This is a genomic window from Marseilla massiliensis, from assembly GCF_023336985.1.
Lineage (GTDB): Bacteria > Bacteroidota > Bacteroidia > Bacteroidales > Bacteroidaceae > Prevotella > Prevotella intestinigallinarum.
Window position 1 is genome coordinate 15,335 of record NZ_JAMBLP010000017.1, and the last position, 23,293, is coordinate 38,627.

Genomic DNA, 23,293 nt, shown 5'->3' on the forward strand with positions numbered 1-23,293 from the left:
TAAACGGTTTACCATCCCGGATTCTGTACAAGGCCATACCCCTTGTTGACTTCTGTGATAGGAAAGGGCTGCAGATACCATTTTGTGTCAAAACCCTTGTTCCACCATACACGCGAACCGGTTGTTATCTCGAACCGTTCGAACTCGAAGTGCGACGGCTCGTAATACATTGGATGATCAGGATTATCCCTTACGCTCCGTGTATCGTAGTACTTGTTGTACCACTGCTCCTCATTACGCTGCCAATTCCCGTCGCTGTCTTTCTTCAGCCAGTAGATACGCAAGCCATGGAGAGGTTTCTCGAAATCGGCCGCACGCTTATAACGTATCAAGTCAAAGTATCGCGCACCTTGCAAACCCAGCTCACAGGCACGCTCCCTGAGCAACTCCTCGAGAAGTGCCTCCCTGTTGCCGGTCAGGTTTTTTGTAGGATTGCACTCTGCAAGTCCGCCCAATCCCACTCGCGCCCTCACGGCATCGATATATCCTATGGCTTCAGTCAGGCTTCCGCCATCTTGTATTATGGCCTCGGCATAGGTTAGATACATATCACTGAGCAGCAGAGGAGACCACTGCGGATACTGTTTGTCGTATGCATCTCCGGCAATATATTTCAGGTTTTTATACCCGGTGGCATATATGCCGGTATTAGTTGCAGGCTGCGTTCCGGCCGTAGTGCCACCCACCCAGTTCTCATAGGGCTGCCCACTCGTCCGCCCGTCGCCCCAATTGATGGTCTGCAAGGCGCCATTGACGGCAGCAGTCTCATACAATCGCGGGTCTCGCGTGTAGCGTCGGTTCTGCAATAACTGGTAGTCGGGCAGCGAGTCGCCAGCCACAAACATCGTGTCAAGCCTACCGGCCAGACTGTCGGCTTCCCAATCAAACGGCGTTCCGTCGGCCCACGGAAACATCTCAATATACTCTTCGGTGGGACAATACGACATGCGCTCGTTGTTGCGGAGGTTGAACCACTGGTAGTTGTTGCCGCTGGTGCTTGTGCTCACCCTGACACTATGGATTATCTCGGGACTGTCTTGGAATAGGTATGAATAACGATAAGCATACCTATAGTCTTCTTGGGTGTGCCCTGCAGGCTGCACCAGATGGTATCCACCGTTTTGAGACAGAGTGTCGAAGAAATCCTTGCATGCCAGCCTGAGGTCAGTCCAAAGGCTTGCGTCGTAAGAACCGAACCAAGTGCAGGCGTCGTTCTCCATAGTATACTGACCGCTGTAGTATGGCAGATTGTCATTAAACAGTGGCGAAGCAGCAAACAACAGCACCTGACACTTGAGCGCCATGGCACCAGCCATAGTCCAGTGCCCGGTCTTTGAATAAGCCTCGGCACCGGTGTATTTCCACGGAAGGTTATTGTTGGCAATGACAGTCTCAAGCAGTTCCAGCATGAAGTCGACCGTATTTCTGGCAGACTCGCGCCCGTTTGTGTATTCTTCCTCGCTCCCGGTAAACGTACTGCGTATGATTGGCAGACCGCCATAGAAGCGGAAAGCAATAAAATAGGTATAAGCCATCAAGCACCGGGCCTCATCCTTGATGCACTCTTTTTCACTTTCTGACATATTTGGCACTCGGTCAACATTCTCAATCAGAAGCCAGCAGTTGCGCACAGTCTCCCAGATGTGCTCATTCAGGTACGGATATACCCCGCCATTATTCTTGGCGTCGGGTGAAGAAGTAAGCGATCCATTGTAATAATCGGTAAAGACCTTCGACGAACTGTAGAACAAATGATGGGTGTCGCCCAAAGCGTCGGGCATCCCTTTCCAATAGTTAAGGCACTGAGGTGAACCGTTTGACGACTTACATGGCAGGTTATAGTACTGGTATGCGTAGGCATTGGCAAGAAACTCGCGTGTGTATTCTGCATTTGAGAACACCGTATCAGCTGTCACAGTCCCGCCCGGAGCTTTCTCGAGGAAAGCCCCGCCGAACTGCACTTGGTCTGTGCATGCCACCGGCAGCAGCGCAGCCACAAGGCCGAGCAATGCAAATGCCTTTTGCAGACACACTTTGAATGTATTGTAATTACACCGTTTCATATTTTAAAAATTAAGTTTCAGACTTACTGTATACGTTTTCTGTAGCGGATAGGACGGCGCCGAACTCGTCCGGGTCTCCGGGTCTCCCCATATAAACGGAGTGAACGTAAGCAAGTTATAGCCGCTTATTGCGATTTGCAAATTATTGATTCCCAACTTTCTTTTCAAGAAATCAGCATGGAAATTATATGCCAACGCAATGGTTTTCAGCCTTAGATACTTGGCATCCTTTTCGTAAAGAGAGCAGTCAAGATAGTTGTTGTTCAAGCCGTTTGCCCATGTAGCACGCGGATAATCGTAGTCTTGGCCGGGGTTGTCGGGCGACCATGTATGGTCGATATGGTATTGCAATAGTCCGCCATCGCTCATTCCTGTGCGCGACTTGAACGGAATGCGGAACACATCTTCAATCATTCTCGAAACATTCCATGCCCCGGTCCACTGCATACTGAACTCCCAGTCCTTGTAACTGAACCCACAATTAATGCCGGCAATGTACTCAGGGTCGTCCGTATAGCCAATGGCGCGCGTCTTGTCGTTGTCGTCGATGATGCCGTTATGGTCGAGGTCCACAAACACCGCATCGCCATCCTTCAGGTCAACGAGCTGTTTGGGGAACGGCTCGCCGAAGGTTTCTTCGTAAAGTCGCGGCGTGTCTTCATCATAGAATCGGAAAAACTGATACATATAACGAGCCCCTATGCGATGCCCTTTCTCATATTGGTAGTCGTTTTTTAGCGGAGCTTCCTTCTTTTCCTTTATCTCGTTCTGGTTATAAGACACATTTACAGAAACCCAATAACGGAAATCCTTGCCGATGTTGTCATTCCACTTAAGGCTTAGTTCCCAGCCCCAACTGTCTACAACTCCCAAGTTTGCGTATGGAACAGCATAGCCCACATAGCTCGGGGCGGTCATGTCTTGCAGCAATATGTTTGTGCGGTGCTCACAGTAATAGTCAAATGTTGTGCGTAAACGATTGTCAAGGAAGTTGATGTCAACGCCATAGTCTTGCTTGAAAGCTTTCTCCCACGACACGTCTGGATTGTTCTTGGCCATCTCGTAAGCCCCCATGTGCAGTGTTGCATTGTCTATTCCGAAGTTATAGCCGTGGCCGTCGCGCACTAAGTATTGGCCATCGCCGACCACATACGGATCGGATGTGTACATGAAACGGCTTCCGCCTATGCGGTCGTTGCCCACAAGGCCCCACGAAGCGCGCATTTTCAGGAAGCTGACCACCCCGTCAAGGGGCTTGAAAAACTTCTCCTCACTCACCACCCAACCAACGGATCCGGCGGGGAACGTGCCGAAACGGCGGTCGGGATGGAAGTTCTCCGAGCCATTGTAGCCTATGTTGAACTCGGCCAGATAGCGGTTTTGGTAGTCGTAAGTGGCTCGGCCAACAAGCCCGACATAACCGCGCGGAACATCGCGGTACGTCGACGGATAATACGTCTTGCTTTGGTTGTAAAGCAGCAGACCTGTAAAAGTGTGGTCACCAAACGTGCGGTTGTAGTTTAACGACGCCTCAAAATACCAGTCGCGCGCCTTGCCCGTTTCCTCTTCGTAGGTCTGCAATCCGTTTTCACCATACTTGCGATAGACGATTTTGCCATCTTCATCGAGTATGGGATAATAAGTTGCCTTGGTCACAGTACCGCTCTTAACCACGTTGAACTGGTTGTTGTAGGCTCCTTTCAACTTGAGCAGCAGGCCTTTTGTGACGAAATCGAGCTTCTGTTGCAACTGAAGGTCAATCTGCAGTTTATTGATGTTTGTCGAGATATGGCCCCCGTTGATGGCCTCTATGTCGCCTATACCGCCGTTGCCAAAGTAAGACAGTCCGTTGCCGCCTACAAAAGGAAGCGTCACCCCGTCGGAATAATCGGTGCTGGTGCTCACGAACTTGCCGTCTATGATGCCGGGGCTGGAAAACGGTGTGGCCTGATACATGGTCATGATAAGGCCCGACGACCCGCCACCGGTATTTGGCTTGTCGGCATTGCTCACGTTGCCTGCCACGTTGAACGACACTGTTGTCGATTGGGTTACGTCCAAATCCAAGTTTGCACGATAGTTAAACCTATTGTACTGATAGCCATAGTCGTAGTCCTGGTTGAACTCCTTGAACAGCCCACCCTGTGTCATCATTCCTGCAGAGACGAAATAACGCAGGTTTTTCGTGCCGCCGCTCACGTTAACGCTGTGCTTGGTTTGCAGTGTAACGTCTTTCATTATGTAGTCGGCCCACTGCATGCTCGGAAAGCGTATGGGGTCGCTGCCGTCCTTGAACTTCTGCAACACCGCGTCGGAAAACATCGGCGTAAACTCAGCCCCGCCAGACGCATCAAAATCGTTGAGCTGCATTTGGTTGTAGAACTGTGCGTAGCCATAGCTGCCGGCCTGTTCAACCATCTTTGTAGGAGCCAAGGCCGAGAAAGACGTCGATACGTCAACCTTTGCCTTTCCCTCTGTTCCACGCTTTGTAGTGATGAGCACCACGCCGTTGGCTCCGCGCACTCCGAACACGGCAGTTGCCGAGGCATCCTTCAGCACAGTGATGCTTTCGATGTCTTCAGGGTCGATGTCTGACATCGAACGCTCCACGCCGTCGACCTGTATCAACGGCGACGAATCGCTCCATGTGCCTTGCCCACGCACAAAAATTGTTGCCGCATCGCTTCCGGGCTCGCCGGAATACTGCACAGAGGTTACACCCGAGAGTTGGCCTGCAATGACATTATTAACAGAACTTACCGGCGTACGAGTAAGCTCAGCTCCTTTCACGCTCGACAAAGCACCGGTAACAGTCACTTTTTTCTGCACACCGTAAGCCACGACTTCCACTCCCCTCAGGCTTACCTCTTCTGACTGGAGCTGCACTCTCATTCCGTTTTGAGCCGCCACCACTACCGGCTTGTAACCAACATACGTTATGCGAAGCCTTGCCCCCTTAGCCGCATTGATAGAGAACCGTCCGTTGATGTCTGTGAGAGTTCCCTTTGAGGCATCACCACCATCCACCGTCACCGTGGCTCCTATGACGGCTTCGCCCATGTCATCGACGACAACACCCGTCACAACCTGCTGACTTACGGCAATCCCGGCCGCCTCCGCCATTGCCGGAACGGCAAATACGGATGGCGCCAGGAACGCCGAAGCCTGCAGAGTCGCCAATAATAATCTCCTGTTCATATACCAAAGAGTTTTATTGCCTCTTACTTCAGAACGACCTTCTTGCCATTATGTATGTAAAGTCCCTTCACCGGCGAGTCCACCTTGCGCCCGTTAATATCATACCAATGGCCATCGCCCTTTACCACATAGTCCACTTTTTCTATCGCATCGGCCTCTCCGGCAGACGCGATGGTCAGTTTTTCGATATATATTCCCGATTCAGACATTAGCAGAAGGTTTACGGTCGGGTCGGTGATTCCGTCGTAAATCTGAAACGAAACGGTCTTGAACTGCTCGCTCACGCGGTTGCGCTCCTCTTCGGTTATACCCTGGTTTTCCATATAGTCGGGATCTCCGCCATAGTAATCCACCAATGCCTGGTTCAGTTCAGCCCTTGTCATAGAGCCGTAGCGCCCGGTTTCGTCCTGGTCAAGGTCTTTGTCGTCAAACACAAACCCACTGTTGCTGTCGTTTGGGCTGAGCACAATGGAAACCACATCTCCGGGGTGAAGATCCATTATGGAGAGGTAACGATTGTTGTATTGCGACCACAATCCGCGCCAAACGGCATCGGCTGTGTTGCGGAACACCCAGCTCTTACCCCGGTTGTGTATTCCAATGCGCTTGTCGTAGTCTGTACCGTCGGGGGCCACGAGGTATACCATGGGAATGTCTGCCCCGTCTGTCTTGGAATGGATTGAGAACACATGGTCGCCATCCGTGGTGTTTCCTTCGCCATAGGCAGGGTTGACTATGCCGCCGCCATCCGCGGGGGCCGGGGCCACAGTAGTGAAATCGTAGGTAACCTGGGCATTGATGCCCATAGCAAACATTGCCATCGCAATAACAGAATAGATTTTTTTCATTGCCTTAAGTTTTTAGTTGTATTGAATAATTGAGTTATTTTATTATTATCTTTTTGCCATTACGGATATAAATTCCCTTGCGCGGGTTGTCCACGCGCAACCCAGAGAGCGTATAATACTCCCCGTCTGCTTGCCTCATGCCTGTGGCTGTGCTTATGCCCGACTCGTCATGGCCTGATTCTGAGCGTATCGAGATACTGCGGATATACGTTCCGGCACCGGCTGTAACGACCATGTCTCCGGCGGCCGCCACCACTACGGTGCTTTCGCCTGCCTCGACAGCCACGATTCCTCCTGCCATTCCCTTATTGTCGAACGTCAGCACAGACCCCTTGCAAAGGTTGAATGTAACCTCGTCGCCGACGTGCAAACCGAGAACTGCCAGTTTAGCCATGCCCCCCTGCGACCACAAACCCTCGTAGGTGCTGCTGGCATCGCGGTAACGCCAAGTGCTGCCATCACTGCCGAAGCTGCCCGCAAAGCGGTTGTCGTAATCGTTGCCGGCATGGGCTATCAGCCTCATAGGCTCTCCGGCCGGTGTCACCGGGCTGCCCCAATCGACGCCCACAATACTGTTGTTGACGCCTACGCCTGTAAAATCGTAGACAATAGAAGTGCTGCCGTCGTCGGGTTGGTTTTCCGATATGTAATCAGGCAGGTAATAGCCGAGGTGAGGGGGCATGTTGTAACCCACGTTCTGCCAGGCCACGCCCATTTCATAAATGTGGTCGGTCATAAGCCAAGGCACTCGGCATTCTGTAGGAATGTTGGTGGTAAAGATGTTCAGAGTGCAAGAGTCGGCATCATCCCACAGGATGACCTCCTCGCGCCAGTCGCCCATGATATCGGCGATGAGGCACGGGTGGGGCTTTCCGTTGGTTGACGAAGAATTGCCGTAGGCCCACATCTGTATGACATGGTCAAAGTTGCCGCCACCGTTCCACTTGTCGACAGTAGCGTCGTAAAAAAGCTCATCAGCCGGGTCACCGTCCCAATACAGCCTGAACTTGTGTGGCTTGTCGGTTGCGAGCGTGGCTATCTCCCCGCCTTTTACATTATAGATTACAGGAGATGCGGCCGTCCAGAACTCAGCCCCACGCTCAGACAGGTCGAGGTCGGCCATGGTGCCCATGCCGTTGTCGCCTGCACTGCCTTCAGAGATGAGTATCTCGCCAGTGCCGGCATCTATGAGATGATAGCCGTAGGGGGCCTCCTCGTGAACCATGAAAAACTCCAGCCCCTGACGGTCGGGGTCGAAATCGCCGAGGTGGATTGCGTCGCCATGGCCCATGCCTGTGCTGTATAGCATCCACCCGTCATCGTCGAGTGCTGCCGAACCAAACATTATCTCGTCGCGGCCGTCACCATCCACATCGCCTACAGATATATTGTGGGCCCCTTCTCCGAAACAGGTATTGCCCTCGGTGGCCACCCCGTCGGGCCCATCGAGCGGACGGCCCGATGTGTTTTCAAGGTATCGGCGGGTCTCGCTGCTTCCGTCGGGAGAATAAAGCGTGAGGTCGGCCTTGCCTGTCGACGCCGAAAGCCATCGCGTAACGAGCCGCGAGCCATCAAAGTCAACCGCCCAGATGTAAGCCCGGGTGTAATAGCCGCGGGTGAAGATGGCCGACGGATTGGACTCTTGCCCGTCGAGATATGCCACACAACACAGATAGCGCTCGCTGCGATTGGAATAGTCATCTCCCCAAAACGCGTCGTCGGGATAGTCGGCCACACCGCACAGTCCACCGGCGCGGTTGGGTGAATACCACACGGTGTGGATGGCTTTCCCGGTCTTTCCGTCGAACACGGTCAACAGCTCGGCACCTCTGAATATGCGTCCGTTGGAGCGGTTGCGCAGGTCTTCCACATTGTCAAGAGCCTTTATCGCCGGGTCTGAGGCTGCCTCGGTGACGTAAGCCCCTGTTCCGTCCTTGCTCCCTGGGGCTGTCTTGCAAAGCATCTCGGCCTGCCCGTCGCCATCAAGGTCGTAGAAAACAATCTGAGTGTAATGAGAACCGGCACGTATGTTTATTCCCAAATCCACCCGCCATAGTCTTTCGCCGCCAAACTCATAGCAGTCGATGATGCAGTTTCCGGAATATCCGTTGCCCGTCGAACCATTGTCCTTCGAATTGGTCGGCTCCCATTTTAACAACAGTTCGTACTCCCCGTCACCGTCGGCATCGGCCACGGCGCAATCGCCCGGGAAGTACGAGTAGCTCTCTCCCGACGGAGTACGGCCGGCGGCGGGCCGGTCGGCCCTCAACGTTGTGAAGACATCGGCCCACGGAGTCACCACCTGCGTTTCCTCAACCACACGGCCGTTTTGCCTTACGACCACGCTGTAGGTGTTAGACTGAGTCCCGGTCATGTCAACGAAAGACGTGGAGCGAATCAAGTTGGAGGCTATCACCTCGCCGTCGCGCAAAACATCAAACGATACACCGGCATCATCACCGGGCAACAGCCTCCAACTGAGGAAGACCCCACTCGACTGCGAAGGCAAAGCAACCAATGAACGCCCCCTGCTTCCGGCAACGAGACTTGCCGTGGCCGACAGTGTGAACGCCATGAAACAAATCATTATGGTTAGAATATTTCTCATACTGTTATATAGTTTTTTTGGTTTTCAGCCATATTAGTGCACGAAGTATTTTTATTTTACATCGACTTGAAGGCACCGCCAAGAGCCCTCAATACCAACAGCTCGGCAACGCCGAAGTCACCAAACGGCTTTAAGCCTGTTGCAATGGTTGCAAGTGGTTTTGGTGCTGCAAATATAGATATCTGCACTATCTAAAATGGGCCACAAACGTACAAAAACAGCCATTTTTAGACTATCAGCACCTTTCGGGCCACTGTTACACCCTATAAAAGGGTGTGGGAAAGACATTGCTTACGGGTAGTTGCAACAAAAAGACAATCGGGCTACCATAGGGCTCTTACGCATATTCAATGGTTGAACGTTGAAAAAAATGAGCAAAATACACCAAACGCTAAAATTACATTAAACGTCATTGCCACCAGCGATGCGATTGTTTGACAAGACCATCATCGGCTGTGCCTGCATGGCAGGCCTTATTATATGATGCCTTTGATTAATTACAACTGTCAATTTTAACCATGTTTTCGTGGCGCAATGGCTGTTTATGCAAACTGCCTGGCTGCCAGCGAGTTGTGATATGGCCCGTTTTAGCCCGTAAAACCGGCCGTTTCTTAGCTTGGAAAAGGCCGTTCTGCAGTGCAGAACGGGCCATATCGACAGACAGGGCCACGCTTGCATGGAAACGGGCAACAACCGCCTGTTGTGTTGCACAATGGAAAAAGGACACCGGCGGGTAACATTCCGGACCAAAACCAACACATCTGCGCCAACCGCCACACAGTTGCAGGCTCAATGTGAACCTTTTGCCAAGGCTCATAGAGCCTGAATTGGGCAAATGCTCAGGTCTGTCATAACTACATTGCAACGGATACGCACAGGAGCTACTACAAACACCCTGGAGTTGAATGGTGTATTTAAAGCATTCTGAAAATAAACAATGACAATAAAAACAACGGGCTTTGCTTGGACAATACATCACAAATGCTTAAATTTGCAACATGCGCAATATCTTAATATCAATACTAACAATCATAAACTTGTTTTGTGCCTGCCCTTTGGAAGGCATGGACATCTTTTCACGCAAATTTAACTCAGAAAACGGACTGCCCGACAACAATGTAAGAAACATCATACAAGACTCCAAAGGATTCATCTGGATGGGCACGCCCGGAGGCCTTTACCGCTTCGACAACTATTTCTACACGACATACAAATATTCTGAAAGCGGGAACACAAAGCTGCTCAACAACAACCATATAAGCGGACTGTACAGGCTGCCCGACGACAGACTGCTCATTGTCGAACTGGGAGGCAAGCTGTCAATCTTCGATGTAAACAGTAACAGATTCGTTGATCTGCCCGCCCGGAAGAAACAACACGTCTACGACAGCGTGCGCACAACAAAGACAGACATGCAAGCCCTCGCACAATTCAAGACTGTAATAGACAATGGCGGGAACGTTATCAACGACAACCTCGGCAACATGGTTGTTGTAGACACAACGGGGCTAATATGGTTTATTGACCGCAACACACGCGAAGTCATAAAGATGCGAGTGTTCGACAAAGACCTCTTCCCGCTGGTAAACAGCAAGAAATACAAAATCGTCACTTCAAGGAAGAACAACCTTATATGGGTGTCGACAAACGGATGCGGCATAACCGTTTATGACCGCAAGACGCAAACCGCTCGCCACATACGCCATGACTCTGGCCTTATTTCTTCGGATTTCATCATAGACATGTGCATGGACAGGAATGAAGATGTATGGGTTGCCGACGAATTTAACGGCGCAGTATGCCTCACCGTACAAGACAACGACACGGCTGTCAAGCTGCTTAACCCGCATGCCGGCAACCAACGGGCCAACCAGGTCTATGTGATGAGGTGGATGCCAGACAGCACTTTGTTTATTGCCAACCCATTCGCCGACGTATACAAGACTGACCACAGAATGCACATACCGCCCCGTCCGACCATAAGCGGACTCGACGTACACTCCATTTGCTCAGACATCAACGGCAACACTTGGATAGGAACAAGGCAGGAGGGAATACTCGCCAAAGGCAGAAAATGGCTGCGCCACGACCCCAAAGACAGCCGAACGGTGTCGGCCAACAACATTCTGCATATGCTCTGCGACAGCAAGGGCCGCATTTGGGTGGCAGCCGCAGAGGCTCACCTCGACCTTGTTACTACCAACAATGACGGAACCATAACATTCCGCCACTTTTTCGGCGAAAACTTCTCGCCGAGGGTAATGCTGCAAGACAAGGCCGGAGCCATTTGGGTTGGGGCTGAAAGTGGCCTGTATCGATTCTATCCTGACGAACTTATTAAGAATAACGACGCATTCACACGCATCATACCCGCTGCTGATTTGGCTCACTGCGATGTATGCTGCATATTTGAAGACACCAACGGACACATATACATAGGAACAGCAGGCAACGGCGCCTACAGGATAGACGACACAAAGAGCATAGGAAAGCAGAACAAAAAATGGCAAATTACGCCAATAAAAGGACTTATATCCAATGATGTCCGCTCAATGATAGAAGACGACCTGGGCGTAATATGGATGGGAACCAACAAAGGCATAACATGCTATGACCCACGAGACGGCAAAATATGGTACAGATACAACGAATACGACCCCGTGCAGAACTTCTATGCCGACAACTGCGCATGCCGCATGCCCGACGGGAAACTTGCTTTCGGCACAAACAGGGGGATTGTGATTTACGACCCAACAAGGGCCGCAAACGAAAACGGAACCGCAAACCGACTTACCATCACCGACATACTTATCAACGGGGTCTCGGCCGGACTCATGGGCAACGATTCGCCTATAGACGGTGCACCCGACAACGAAGAAGCCATCACCCTGCCGTACAACAGGAACTCATTGACCATAAGATTCTCTATGTTCAACTTCAAGTCGGCCATGGGAACGCGCTACAGCTACTACCTCGAAGGCTATGACAAGGGCTGGAGCGAACCCTCTGCCTACAGCTTCGCATCATACAAGAACTTGCCTCCGGGAAGATACATATTCATGGTCAGGGCACATGACAACGGACCGCGCCCAAGCGAAGAGAGACAGATGGTTATCACCATCAGGCAACCGTGGTGGAGCACTTGGTGGGCATGCGCAATATACATGGCCTTGGCTGCCATAGTTGGAACCGCGGTGTTCCGTCAACTGCGCACCGTCTACAGGCTACGCCAGCGCATCGCCATTGAGAACAAGCTCACAGAATATAAATTGCAGACGTTCACCAACATATCGCACGAGTTCCGCACACCATTGACTATAATACGCGGAGCCATGCAGAGCATCGGCAACCAAGACATACCGGCCGGGATGCAACAGCCAATAAGCAACATGCAGAAGAGCGTCAACAGGATGATGAGACTTGTAAACCAGCTCCTTGAGTTCCGTAAGATGCAGAACAACAAGCTCAGGCTTGCATTAGAAGAAACCGACGTGGTGAAATTTATCAAGGAGATATTCTCCAGTTTCAAGGACATTGCCGAAAACAAACGCATAAACTACATGTTCATACCGCAGGAAAAGTCGAGAATGGTGTTTGTCGACAAGGGGCATTTAGACAAGATTGCATACAATCTACTGTCAAACGCTTTCAAATACACGCCTTGCCAAGGTGAAATCACGGTGAGACTCGGCTTTAAGGACAACAAGATGATTATTCGCGTGGAAGATAATGGTGTAGGCATACCTAAGGAAAAGCAACCGGAACTATTCCAAAGGTTCATGCAAAGCACGTTTTCCAATGACAGCATCGGAATCGGGCTAAACCTTACCAAGGCCTTGGTGGAGGTTCACAAAGGCAGCATCAGTTTCATGCCAAATGTTCCCAAAGGATCAATCTTCACCGTGGAACTGCCAACAGACAAGGGTGTTTATTGTGAAGAAGACTTTATGGCTCCCGGACACCTGCTACTTGAGCATGCCCAAGAGGATAATGGCAGAGCATACCACGAACTGGCAGCACAGCCTATGAACGACCGCAAGGTGCTTATTGTTGAGGACGACGCCGACGTCATGGAATATCTGCGCGAAACAATGCAGAGGCTATTTACCGTATACACGGCCATGGACGGGATTGAAGCACTCCACACACTGGAAGACCTGCAGGCCGACCTCATCATCAGCGACATAATGATGCCCCTGATGGACGGATTGGAGTTCACGGCAAGGGTGCGCAACAACGAGAACACCAAAGACGTACCGATCATCTTGCTGACGGCACTGACCAGTGACGACAAGAGGATAAAGGGTTTGAAAAACGGAGCCGACGCATACATAACGAAACCATTTGACCCTGAGCTACTAATAACAACAGCCGTTAGCCTGATAGAGAAAAACGACCGTCTGAAAGAGCAATACACGAAAAAATCGGCACGACAAAAGGCCATATTGCCACTGATTATAACAGACGAACGTGACAAGCGTTTGCTTGACTCTGTGGACATGTGGATTGACGGGCATTTGTGCGACCCGATGCTCTCGGTAGATGAAGTTGCCAAAGCCATGGGATACAGCAGAACCCACTTCTTCAAAAAGATGAAGGCACTGACCGGACAGCCTCCGGCCGACTATATAAAGGCGAAACGTTTAGACAAGGCGGCCCAACTGCTTAAGGACGAAACCACCACTGTGGCCGAGGTCTGCTACAAGGTCGGCATAAGCAAGCCCAACTATTTTGCGAAAATCTTCAAGGAAAGATTTGGCATTTCACCAAAGAAATACCAACAAGGAGGCTAAAACAAAGGGCAGCATGAAACAGTCATTTGACTTTTGTAATCATTACATCAAGAGGCTGTGCCACGCATTTGGCACAGCCTCTTGTAAGTAAGCCCCTTGAATAGGGCCCGTTGCTTAAACTATAATATAAGCTATTTGGGATGATTAACTGATTATTCGCTTGTTGCCGAACCTGTTGCAGTGGCTACAGAATAAAACAATAATCAGGCTATTCCCCAAAGACGGCTACAATAACATTCAGCTACTCTGCAGGAGCCCATTTGCAACGAACAGGAGAGACTATTGCCCCCTCTTCCTTTAACTGCTTCATGGCCTTATCCACTTCCTTGCGGTCGAGCCCGCTCAGTTCTGCAATCTTACCCGCATTCAAAGGCTGGCCAGCCTCCTTCATTGTTGCCAATACCATTTCTTTTGCTTCCATAATTCTCTGAACTTAAATTATTAATGTTTTGATGTGTCTATATCGTTATACTATTGTTTTATCCGATGTATTCCAAGAAAGAATCCACCTGTTGTTTCAACTGTTCCCTTTGCTCGTTTGTCATAATCATGCGCCCCTCTGTCCATGCCTCCAGGTTAAGCTGGATGCCTGTCTGCGGCTTTACCATGATGTCTGCACGAATGAACGGCAGTGTGAGCAGCTCCATCAATTTCTCTCTACACTTGGCTGTAGCCGCAGTTCCACCGGCACCGCTCAGGGCAACTTTCTTCCCGTTGATGGCCAAAGGCGTCTGCTGGTCTCCTGCCACAAGCGGACGTGAAAGCCAGTCTATCAGGTTTTTCAAGTGACCGGGATAACTGTAGTTGTATTCCGGTGAGAATATCCATAGCGCATCAACTTCTGCTACTTTATCCCTCACCCTCCTCACGGCATCAGGCGCAGGAAATTCGATGTCCTGGTTCATCAGGGGCACATCGGAATAATCAAGATACTCCACAATTGCCCGACCTTGCAACAAACGCTCAGCCTCTTCGGCGAGCTTTCTATTGAACGATTCCTTACGCAGTGAACCGATGATAAACAATATTTTCTTCATTCTGGTTATTATTTTAATTCATTTGAATAACGTGATGCATAGCCGACAGATTACTTAATGAGTTCGGCATGCCTCACCACATGTTCAATTCTACAGTTTTTCCAAATGGCGCAAGCGAAAGCCTTGCCATCTTGAAGTGCTGCTTTGCAAATGGAATGCCGATGATTGACACAAATAGCAATGCCCCAAAGAACACATGCATCAGCCATGACCACAGTCCGCCAAAGACAATCCAAAGTATATTCAGTGGAATACGGATGCAACCCGTTGGCCCATCCGTTTCCTTTACTACTGCACCAAAAGGCCACAAGCAAAGCAAGCCAAGCTTGAATGTTTGCAAAGCCACTGGTATGCCTATTATGGTGATGGCCATTGCCACACTCCCGGTGAAATACCCGATGGCCGCTTCAAGCCCACCGAAAAGCCACCACAACAAATTACCTATTATACGCATTCCTTCATTAATAGTAAATCAATTATTAAAACCGCATTGGTGTATTTAGCACCACGGGCAACAGCATAGTGCTTGTTGAGCAAGCCAAGTGAACAGCAGCGGTTGTCCTTGCTGAATTTCACACGCCATGGCGCCCAATGATGCAATAAACCAATGGTGCCATGCTTTGAGCAACGGTCTCATCCCATTGGTTGGCTTAGCGCCATTTGCTTTGTTTCCACATTAATATTATGCCAACGCGAACGCTCTGTCCACGTGCCGGCAACCGAGTTGCGCTTGGCTGCTGCGCCTTATCGCAAAGGACACAACCTCGTGCCGGCAATCAAATGGCGGCATATCGGGCCATTTCACCCGACCTGAGGTAGATGCATTCAAATGCAAAGATACACTATTTTATATAAAAACACCACACTATGATTGAAAAATAAAGCTTATGCCCAAATAGATGTTGGCCCACCGAACATGCCCCACATGCTTTTGTTGATGAAGCTGGCAATGTATTTACCTAATTGACTATTGTGTAATAATCGGCTCTGCCTCCACTATACGTTTAGCGCCCGGCCTTTACACCTTGCCCATTCCTGATCTTAGAGTTCACAAACTCCCTTATTTCCCGCGGACCGTGCATACCGACAGAGTCTCTGGGAAATGAGAGCCGCTTGTGAACGGTATCAAAATATTCCACTGTCACACTATCCCCGCTACTGTAATCAATGAAAAAAGTTGTAGAGTCCGTGTAATCTACAAATTCGCAAGTATAACGCAAAGTGCTGAAATCGTCGGGAAACACAAACGTGCCATACGACTTATCTGTGAGCAATGGCTGCACCTGCCACAAGCTATCAATGAGATTCATAACCTCATAGGCATGTCGTTGATATCTGATTGAATCTAAAGGGCACACCCACACCGTCGGACTCGGCCGGCCACCAAGGCCATACCAACAGCCTTTCATTGTGTCGACCCTGAAGCATTCGATGTCGGTGTCAAATCCAAATTTGTCAACCGAATGTTTAAGATCGCGAATCAGCAGCCCCTCTTTTTTTCCTAAATGTAGGCACGGCTTTGCCATAAAGCCGCCTTGCCGATAAAGGACATAATCGCCATACGTGGCGCAAAGACGACGTGAAGAAAAGACCAACCCAGTCAGAAACCAAACAGGAAGTGCCACTGCCAACGAGAACAGGAAATCAATCCTGAGCCACCATTTGAGCACCATAGGCTTTTCTGTTCCCCGGCTTATTGGCCAAGCAAGAAGTCCGAGCAGAAGTCCGGCAGACAGAAACCAAAAAGGCAAATCCCACCGCCACACGACGTCCTCACCAGTGAGGCACACAAATGCAGCGACAATGGCCAAAAGCACAAGCTGCGCCCAAACCATATATTGCACCATCTTATACCTTCTATCCATCTGTCCGCTCATCTTTGTGCTTAAACCTTACGGTTTTACTTGCCTTTCGCTTTGGATACCTTACCTTTATTGTCACGGGGGCGCCGTAGCCTTCGGCCTCTATGCGGAATGTCGCTTCTTTAACAGGCTTTCCGTCTGCACCTTTCATGCCATAGCCATAGTCCCAGTAAATACGGCAAGGATGCTTCTCGTCGATATATTCGACGTCTATGCGCAGGCAATCTTTCTCACTTTCGCCATCCATCCAAATGCGTTCAACATATATGTCATCGTTGTCAATGGGGTTGCCGTGCTCGTCTATCACGTTCAGGTCAAGGTAATCCATTACGCCACGTTTGATTACCGGAACCATGCCGTCCAGTACTTCGCCCTGTAACGACGGTGCCAATGCAAGAACAACTGCGGCATCACCCATTCCTTCAGTCACGGCAATCGTCTGCGTTTTGTAACCGATATATCTTACTTCCAAAGTATCGCCGATGCAAGCCGGTATATCAAACCTGCCGTCTACATCAGTCACTGCCCCGACGGCATCGTGGCGGTTTGTTATTGTAGCCCCAACCAAAGGCTCTTTTACCACATTGCCGTCAGACGTTGTTTCTTCGCCAAGCACAGTGCCTTTGACTCTGATTGTATATGCGGCTACTGCCACGCTTCCTTTCAAAACGCCTTGCGCCTCTTGCCTTGCCTGAGCGTCTGCTTCCACAGGCATAAGCATGGCGAGTGCCGCTGCCGATATTCCGGCCAGCGTCACCGCCTTTCCGGCAAGGGAGCGGGCACGCAACTGCTGCTCAAGGTAGCGCACCTCGGCCTCGCACTTGGGGCAAGTGCCAAGGCAGTCGCCTTTGTAGCGGCATTCCGACGTTGCAAACTCGATATCGTTGGCCACAGCTATCTGCCGACGAATCTCTTTCAGTATCTTGCATGTTTGTTTTCCCCGTGCCATGGTCATTATTCCAATCTGAATATTATCGGTAGGCTTAGCCTAACATTTGCTTTTCTGCCGTTATGCCTGCCGGGCTTGAAATCCGGCAAGAGCCCTACCACCCTTATTGCTTCTTTGTCTAACGCCGGATGCAGGCTTCTCTTTATCTTCGGGTCGCGCACACGCCCATGCGTATCTACACAGAAGTCAACAATGACCCGGCCTTGGATGCAGTTTTCAGCCAGCCCTTCCGGGTATCTCAGGTTGTCTAAGATAAACTTATGCAATGCCTCAGAGCCTCCCGGGAACTCCGGCATTTCTTCCACAACGGAATATATTGTATCAGAGCCGTCGGTCACTTCATAAGGCGGCACATCATAACCCGGCACTTCGCCCACTGTTTGCATAACCTCCGAATCATCCGCCCGACCGTCGCCGCCAGCCGCACACGGTTTACGAGGGGCAACCAGCAGCATTCCTTCTACGGCGGATTCATCCTCTGTGCCAACAATGTCTGACACATCACCACTTACTGACGGCACTTCAACCTTCTCTTGCAGGGCCACAGTATCCCCTTGCAGCTCTTTGTCGGGCGGTGGCGCCGACGAGCCTCCACAGCCTGCCATGAGCACCAGTCCGGCCGATATGCCGGCCACTGCCACCGCCTTTCCGGCAAGGGAACGGGCGCGCAACTGCCGCTCAAGGTAGCGCACCTCGGCTTCGCATTTGGGGCAAGTGCCAAGGCAGTCGCCTTTGTAGCGGCATTCCGACGTTGCGAACACAATATCGTTGGCCTCAGCTATCTGCCGACGAATCTCTTTCAGTATCCTGCATGTTTGTTTTCCCCGTGCCATGGTCATTGCTTTTTATTTTATATGTGAACAAATCGAACCGGCTGAACCCAAGCTCTTCAAGTGCAGAGCGGCTTGCCGCACGGTCAGCATCATTGTTGTAGCCTGGAATAAGCGGTATGCGGACGATGCAGTCGCCCTGCCGCCCGGCTCCGACTATCAAGCGGAGGTTGGCTGCCACAAGGTCGTTGGCTTGCCCGGTGTAGCTCTGGTATATGCCGGGATTCATGTCCTTTATGTCTATTATGAACGTGTCTACCACCGGAATGAGAGTCTTCACCCATTCGCCAGGCACATTGAGCGAAGTCTCTATGTTGATGCGCCACGCAGGGCCGCACAGTTTGCGGAAGTCGCAGATGAACTTTGGGTAAAGGCATGGCTCGCCCCCGCCGAATGTAACGCCCCCGTGCGTGGCCAGAAAGTATAAGTTGTCTATGCTGGTCTCGGCATACAGCTCGTCGGGCGTGTATTCCCTAAAACCGTCGCCACCGCCAAGCGACTGCGGATTGAGGCAATGGCGGCAACGCAGAGGGCAGCCATGGAAAGCCGCGAGTGTGGTAACGCCATCACCGTCGGTCGAGAGGCGATGGCGGATTATGCCTATCATCTTAACCTTCTGCCCATTCATAGATACACTTACACTAACCATGCAAATATAATAGTTTCCATGGCAACAGCCAAGAGGGCCATCTGTTTATTTCCGCAAGCATGGTTTTCCGACCACTTCTGCGGGATTCCCGCACAACAAGTATGACATCAAATGATGAAGAAGGCAATTTGCCGGCAATATGCATAACGCGGCCATCACACCGCTGAATATTCTTATCCGCATTTACACCATGCCGCCCAAAGGCTTCCAAACTCCCGACGGCTGCCTGATTGCGCCTTTGGGCCGCCGCAGCCAGCCAAGTCTTCGACTATGGCGACAACCAGCCTGCACGCCAACAGCATGGAATAGCCTCGGGCCATGGGGCCGGGATGAAACCCCAAAGCTACTTACCCATGGTCTGCTTCACTTTAGCCAGAAGCCCTGGAATGTCAAGATGCTGCGGGCATTTGGCCATGCACACGCCACAGCCAGTGCACGAAGAGGCCGGGTCGCCACGCTGCACCGGCGACATAGACACGGTGTAGTCGGCCATGGCGCGCTCCATGTTGCCGTGCAACAGATAGTTATTATACACATAGGCGAAGATGTAGCCTATGGCAACGTTCGCCGGACAGGGTATGCACTGGTAACACCCGGTGCAGTCAATATGGCCCAGGGCGTGGCGGTAGGCATAGACAGCAGCTCCCAAGGCCTCGCGCTCGGCGGGGCTCAGCATGTTTGGCCTTGCCTTTGCGGCATATCCGAGGTTCGCCTCCACATCGGCCATCGCCCCCATGCCGCTTACGGCTACACTGACCTCGGGCATGTCCCACAGATAGTCGAGCGCCCACTCCGTGTCGGGCTTGCTCACACCGGTAGAGGCAAGCGCGTCTTTCATGCCTTGCGGCAGGTGGGCCAGGAAGCCCGTGCGCACGGGCTTCATCACGGCCAGCCCCATGCCGTTGGCCGCGGCATATTTCGGGCCGAGCACACCGGCTTCATACTCATAGTCAAGATAATTGTGTTGGATGAGGCAGAAATTCCATGCGGGGGTATACTCAACCACCCGCTTGAACAACTGCAAGCTGTCATGAAACGAGAAACCCATAAACCTGATCTTGCCCTGTGCCTTCAGTCTCTCCATCTTCTCTATAAGCCTGTATGGCAGCACATAGTCGTTCCAACCACGGTGCATTATCATGTGGATGTGATAGAAGTCTATCACATCAGTGCCGATGGCACGGCGCGACTGGTCGAAGAACTTCTCGAAGTCGTCGGCGCTCTGCATCTCCCACCACGGCATCTTCGACGTCACGTAGACCCTGTCGCGCCATCCGCCGGCAAGAGCCTTGCCCACGGCCTGCTCGCTCTCGCCCCCAAGGTACACCCGGCCGGTGTCTATGTAGTTGACGCCGCCCTCGATGGCGCGCCGTACCATGGGCGTGGTCTGCTCAAAGTCTACATGCCCGCCTTTCATGGGCAGGCGCAGCATGCCGAACCCGAGCGCCGACACGCTGACGCCCGTCCGTCCCATGGGGCGGTACTGCATGTTTGGGTTGTAGTTAAGTATGCCTTTCGCCCTCTGTTCGCGGGCGGCCTGCCTTCCGGCCTCGCGGGCAATGGCCTCCGGCCCTGCCGTGGCGCCCACAGCCGCGGCAATCAGCCCGCTCTTTATAAAACTCCTTCTGTCCATAGTTTTGGTTTATTCCTGTTTGTCAAGTCCCAGCAGCCACGCCGGGTTGCGGCGCACCAGCCTGTCGATGTCGCCGATGGCTACGCCTGCGCCCTGCAGCCTGGCAATGCAATCGCGCATGCCCTCCACCGGGTGGGGCATGACCGCCTGGCCCAAGTCGGTAGAGACGAAGCTCCTTGACGGGTCGATGCCAACAAATGCGGCAAACTCTGCGATGCCCTGGCGCCGGTATTGCGGCATCCCGGTGCCCTCGCCCCACAGGCAGGGCAGATAGCAAAACTCTATGTAAGCGCCGAGGTCTATGCACTGCTTTATCTGGTCGGGCGTCATGGTCCAGTAGTGTGAGTTGGCGTGGGTGACAACAAACTTGCCCACACCGACCTCACGCGCCTTGCGCGCAAGGGCTATGCTCTCTTGCGGCGAGGCGTGGCCTGTGGCAAAGATGATGCCGGCCTCGGCACATATCTCCATCACACGCACCACCTCGGGCAGCACCCTGCCGCTGTCGTCGACCACGGCAATGCCGCCCGTTGCCCTGCCTTCACACCGGCAGTGGTAAGCGGCATCGAGCGTGGGCATCCAGATGCACCGGCACAGGCCGCCGCTGGTCTGCACCGCCTTCTGGGCCGCAAACACGTTGACCTTGTCGCCATGCACCCTGTTCATGCACACACTCCCGAAGCACTGGGCCCCCGGCAGGGCTTGCCTGATGATGTAGGCCCGGTCGTGGCAGCTGAAATCGTTTGACTTGAACATGACGGCACGGTAACCGGCACGCACAGCGTCTTGCATGAAGCCAAACTCATCTGCCGAGCGCTCGCGAGAGTCGGGCCGGCAATGCAGGTGTATGTCGCAGACGCCCTTGAGCATACCGTCGTCCGTGGCGGCACCGGCCGCCTTGCTGCCCTGACTCTGCATCAGGGCCACGGCCCCGGCCGGCATGACCGATTGCGCCATCAGGGCGCCTCCCGTAAGCACGGAACTCTTGATGAAGTCCCTGCGGTTGATTCTTCCTCTGTAATCCATCGCTTCATTTTTTTGCAAAAGTAATAATCACGCGGCCGAAAGCCGGAAACATATTTACAGAGCTTTGTAACGCATTTACTGATTATGCAGTGCCGCCGATACGGGTTGGCCGGAAAAGCCTTACTTTTGTGACAGGCTAACAAACGAAGACAAAAACATGGCAGAAAAACCAATACGACTGGATACGGTGGACGATTACGACAGGCTGTTCGGCCTTGAGACGCTTCACCCGCTGGTAAACGTAATCGACCTGGCCACCGCAACGAAACACCCGACCCACTTTACCGTGAACTACGGGATATATGCGCTGTTTCTCAAAGAGACCAAATGCGGCGACATCCGCTATGGCCGGCAAACCTACGACTACAGGGAAGGCACGATAACGAGCTTCTCGCCGGGGCAGGTTTCGGAGACCGAGATGCAGGAAAGCATGAGGCCGACAGCACGCGGCATTGTGTTCCACCCCGACTTGATAAAGGGGACATCGCTCGGACGGGAAATAAAGAACTACTCGTTTTTCTCTTACAACTCGACAGAGGCGCTGCATCTGTCGGCCGACGAAAAGGGCATCATGCTCGACTGTCTGGCAAACATAAAAACAGAACTGCTGCGCCCGGCAGACAAGATGAGCAAGAGGCTCATTGCAAGAAACATACAACTGCTGCTCGACTATTGCCTGAGGTTCTACAACAGGCAGTTTGCCACACGCGAGAAAAGCAATAGGGACATTCTGACGAGGTTTGAGGCGCTGCTCGACGACTACTTCCAGAGCGGCAAGTCGAGGTTAAACGGACTGCCCACTGTGAGGAATTTTGCCGACAAGGTGTTTCTGTCGCCCAACTACTTCGGCGACCTGATAAAGAAGGAAACGGGCAGAAACCCGCAGGAATACATTCAAGGCAAAACCATCGACACGGCAAAGACCATGCTGGCCGACACCGGCAAGGCCGTCAACCAGATTGCCGACGAGCTGGGGTTTCAATACTCACAGCACTTCAACAGGGTGTTCAAGAAGGTTGCCGGGTGCACGCCGAGCCAATACAGGAAATGGCTTGCTGCCACGTGAATGCCCCAACCGGGCGGCCCCACAGCCAATACCCCGCAAAGCCTTATGCATCTTAAATTATGCCAACGGCCGTTTGGCATTGCAAAAAGGCCCGTTTCAAGTCATGAAAGAGGCCGTTTTACCGGCCGAAACGGCCCATATCGCCAACCCGCTGGCAATGAGCCGGTTGACAAACGCAGAACATGCGCAACCACATTAGCCCCGGTGGCTTTCATGCCCGGGGCCATGCTACCACCGACGGCACCCCTTCACCGGGCCCGACAGCGGACTGAGGAGCCATGCACATACAAAAAAAGCAGCCCTAAGGCTCACGCCCCCGGAACTGCAAGATAACGATATCAATAACTAAAAACTTCTTTCTAAACAAAGGCACGGAGCAAGCCTTTACGGTGTCCGCCACCTTTTCGTCAGAGCGACTGCCCATATTCACCGTGAAATGGCAACAGTCTGCCTTTCAATGCAATACCTATTAACTAAACCTTAAGTACCAACCGTCTCACGACGTCATTACGATCACTTTCGTATGTTATCCTCTCAATCTTTTGTTTTACCTTTATAATGACGATACCTACATTCGTGTCATCCTTTCAATACTAACCTTTCTGCCTTTTATCCTGACGTTTGTCAAACAACCTTTTTACCTGACTATATCATTACTTAACTTTTTTGTCTCTATCATCGAATCTCTATTCATCATCATCCTTTTCACGATGCAAAGTTACAACTATTGC

15 protein-coding genes are annotated in these 23,293 nt (G+C 51.9%); 2 read left to right on the plus strand and 13 right to left on the minus strand.

The features are described from left to right. Window positions 1-8: 8 nt before the first annotated feature. The 4 genes from M3089_RS11415 to M3089_RS11430 are packed head-to-tail and all read right to left on the minus strand — an operon-like array spanning window position 9 to window position 8,717. Window positions 9-2,063, minus strand: coding sequence for a RagB/SusD family nutrient uptake outer membrane protein (locus M3089_RS11415; RefSeq protein ID WP_249084217.1), 2,055 nt, complete (start codon window positions 2,061-2,063; stop codon window positions 9-11). Window positions 2,064-2,066: 3 nt separating this feature from the next. Further along, a complete protein-coding gene (locus M3089_RS11420; protein WP_394802281.1) occupies window positions 2,067-5,261 on the minus strand; it encodes a SusC/RagA family TonB-linked outer membrane protein in 3,195 nt (1,064 codons plus the stop codon). A gap of 23 nt (window positions 5,262-5,284) precedes the next feature. Then, window positions 5,285-6,109 (minus strand): hypothetical protein, encoded by an 825-nt coding sequence (locus tag M3089_RS11425; protein ID WP_205111788.1) that lies wholly within the window; start codon window positions 6,107-6,109, stop codon window positions 5,285-5,287. Window positions 6,110-6,143: 34 nt separating this feature from the next. Beyond that, complete coding sequence (locus tag M3089_RS11430; RefSeq protein WP_249084218.1) at window positions 6,144-8,717, minus strand: rhamnogalacturonan lyase; 2,574 nt, start codon at window positions 8,715-8,717, stop codon at window positions 6,144-6,146. Window positions 8,718-9,781: 1,064 nt separating this feature from the next. Here M3089_RS11430 and M3089_RS11435 point away from each other — a divergent pair. Beyond that, window positions 9,782-13,510, plus strand: coding sequence for a hybrid sensor histidine kinase/response regulator transcription factor (locus M3089_RS11435; RefSeq protein WP_249084219.1), 3,729 nt, complete (start codon window positions 9,782-9,784; stop codon window positions 13,508-13,510). A 241-nt stretch (window positions 13,511-13,751) separates the two neighbouring features. Here M3089_RS11435 and M3089_RS11440 read toward each other — a convergent pair whose 3' ends face one another. The 9 genes from M3089_RS11440 to M3089_RS11480 all read right to left on the minus strand — a co-directional run bounded on the left by M3089_RS11440 (window position 13,752) and on the right by M3089_RS11480 (window position 21,496). Continuing rightward, window positions 13,752-13,931 (minus strand): transcriptional regulator, encoded by a 180-nt coding sequence (locus M3089_RS11440; protein ID WP_205111794.1) that lies wholly within the window; start codon window positions 13,929-13,931, stop codon window positions 13,752-13,754. 58 nt (window positions 13,932-13,989) lie between these two features. Next, window positions 13,990-14,547 (minus strand): NADPH-dependent FMN reductase, encoded by a 558-nt coding sequence (locus tag M3089_RS11445; protein ID WP_249084220.1) that lies wholly within the window; start codon window positions 14,545-14,547, stop codon window positions 13,990-13,992. A 73-nt stretch (window positions 14,548-14,620) separates the two neighbouring features. Further along, complete coding sequence (locus M3089_RS11450; protein ID WP_205111798.1) at window positions 14,621-15,001, minus strand: YccF domain-containing protein; 381 nt, start codon at window positions 14,999-15,001, stop codon at window positions 14,621-14,623. Between the two features lie 550 nt (window positions 15,002-15,551). After that, window positions 15,552-16,412, minus strand: coding sequence for a hypothetical protein (locus M3089_RS11455; protein ID WP_249084221.1), 861 nt, complete (start codon window positions 16,410-16,412; stop codon window positions 15,552-15,554). Further along, on the minus strand, window positions 16,405-17,358 hold the full coding sequence (locus M3089_RS11460) for a carboxypeptidase-like regulatory domain-containing protein (protein WP_249084222.1): 954 nt from the start codon (window positions 17,356-17,358) through the stop codon (window positions 16,405-16,407). The genes M3089_RS11455 and M3089_RS11460 overlap by 8 nt, the downstream gene beginning before the upstream one ends. Before the next feature lie 5 nt (window positions 17,359-17,363). Then, window positions 17,364-18,191, minus strand: a complete 828-nt coding sequence (locus M3089_RS11465; RefSeq protein ID WP_249084223.1) for an energy transducer TonB — start codon at window positions 18,189-18,191, stop codon at window positions 17,364-17,366. Next, the gene (locus tag M3089_RS11470) at window positions 18,133-18,837 is read right to left on the minus strand and encodes a radical SAM protein (RefSeq protein WP_239483432.1); all 705 of its coding nucleotides are present in this window, start codon (window positions 18,835-18,837) and stop codon (window positions 18,133-18,135) included. The genes M3089_RS11465 and M3089_RS11470 overlap by 59 nt, the downstream gene beginning before the upstream one ends. A 343-nt stretch (window positions 18,838-19,180) precedes the next feature. Continuing rightward, window positions 19,181-20,470 carry an aldo/keto reductase gene (locus M3089_RS11475; protein WP_249084225.1) on the minus strand — a complete coding sequence of 430 codons (1,290 nt, stop codon included), beginning with the start codon at window positions 20,468-20,470 and terminating at the stop codon, window positions 19,181-19,183. Window positions 20,471-20,479: 9 nt separating this feature from the next. Next, complete coding sequence (locus tag M3089_RS11480) at window positions 20,480-21,496, minus strand: DUF6282 family protein (RefSeq protein ID WP_249084228.1); 1,017 nt, start codon at window positions 21,494-21,496, stop codon at window positions 20,480-20,482. Between the two features lie 157 nt (window positions 21,497-21,653). On the opposite strand from M3089_RS11480, the gene M3089_RS11485 reads away from it, so the two are divergent. Continuing rightward, the gene (locus M3089_RS11485) at window positions 21,654-22,562 is read left to right on the plus strand and encodes a helix-turn-helix domain-containing protein (protein ID WP_249084230.1); all 909 of its coding nucleotides are present in this window, start codon (window positions 21,654-21,656) and stop codon (window positions 22,560-22,562) included. Window positions 22,563-23,293 lie beyond the last annotated feature (731 nt).

Coding starts and splice junctions, on each gene's coding strand:
- M3089_RS11415 (WP_249084217.1), bottom strand. CDS start 2,063: ATGAAACGGTGTAATTACAATACATTCAAAGTGTGTCTGCAAAAGGCA.
- M3089_RS11420 (WP_394802281.1), bottom strand. CDS start 5,261: ATGAACAGGAGATTATTATTGGCGACTCTGCAGGCTTCGGCGTTCCTG.
- M3089_RS11425 (WP_205111788.1), bottom strand. CDS start 6,109: ATGAAAAAAATCTATTCTGTTATTGCGATGGCAATGTTTGCTATGGGC.
- M3089_RS11430 (WP_249084218.1), bottom strand. CDS start 8,717: ATGAGAAATATTCTAACCATAATGATTTGTTTCATGGCGTTCACACTG.
- M3089_RS11435 (WP_249084219.1), top strand. CDS start 9,782: ATGGACATCTTTTCACGCAAATTTAACTCAGAAAACGGACTGCCCGAC.
- M3089_RS11440 (WP_205111794.1), bottom strand. CDS start 13,931: ATGGAAGCAAAAGAAATGGTATTGGCAACAATGAAGGAGGCTGGCCAG.
- M3089_RS11445 (WP_249084220.1), bottom strand. CDS start 14,547: ATGAAGAAAATATTGTTTATCATCGGTTCACTGCGTAAGGAATCGTTC.
- M3089_RS11450 (WP_205111798.1), bottom strand. CDS start 15,001: ATGCGTATAATAGGTAATTTGTTGTGGTGGCTTTTCGGTGGGCTTGAA.
- M3089_RS11455 (WP_249084221.1), bottom strand. CDS start 16,412: ATGGATAGAAGGTATAAGATGGTGCAATATATGGTTTGGGCGCAGCTT.
- M3089_RS11460 (WP_249084222.1), bottom strand. CDS start 17,358: ATGGCACGGGGAAAACAAACATGCAAGATACTGAAAGAGATTCGTCGG.
- M3089_RS11465 (WP_249084223.1), bottom strand. CDS start 18,191: ATGGCACGGGGAAAACAAACATGCAGGATACTGAAAGAGATTCGTCGG.
- M3089_RS11470 (WP_239483432.1), bottom strand. CDS start 18,837: ATGGTTAGTGTAAGTGTATCTATGAATGGGCAGAAGGTTAAGATGATA.
- M3089_RS11475 (WP_249084225.1), bottom strand. CDS start 20,470: ATGGACAGAAGGAGTTTTATAAAGAGCGGGCTGATTGCCGCGGCTGTG.
- M3089_RS11480 (WP_249084228.1), bottom strand. CDS start 21,496: ATGGATTACAGAGGAAGAATCAACCGCAGGGACTTCATCAAGAGTTCC.
- M3089_RS11485 (WP_249084230.1), top strand. CDS start 21,654: ATGGCAGAAAAACCAATACGACTGGATACGGTGGACGATTACGACAGG.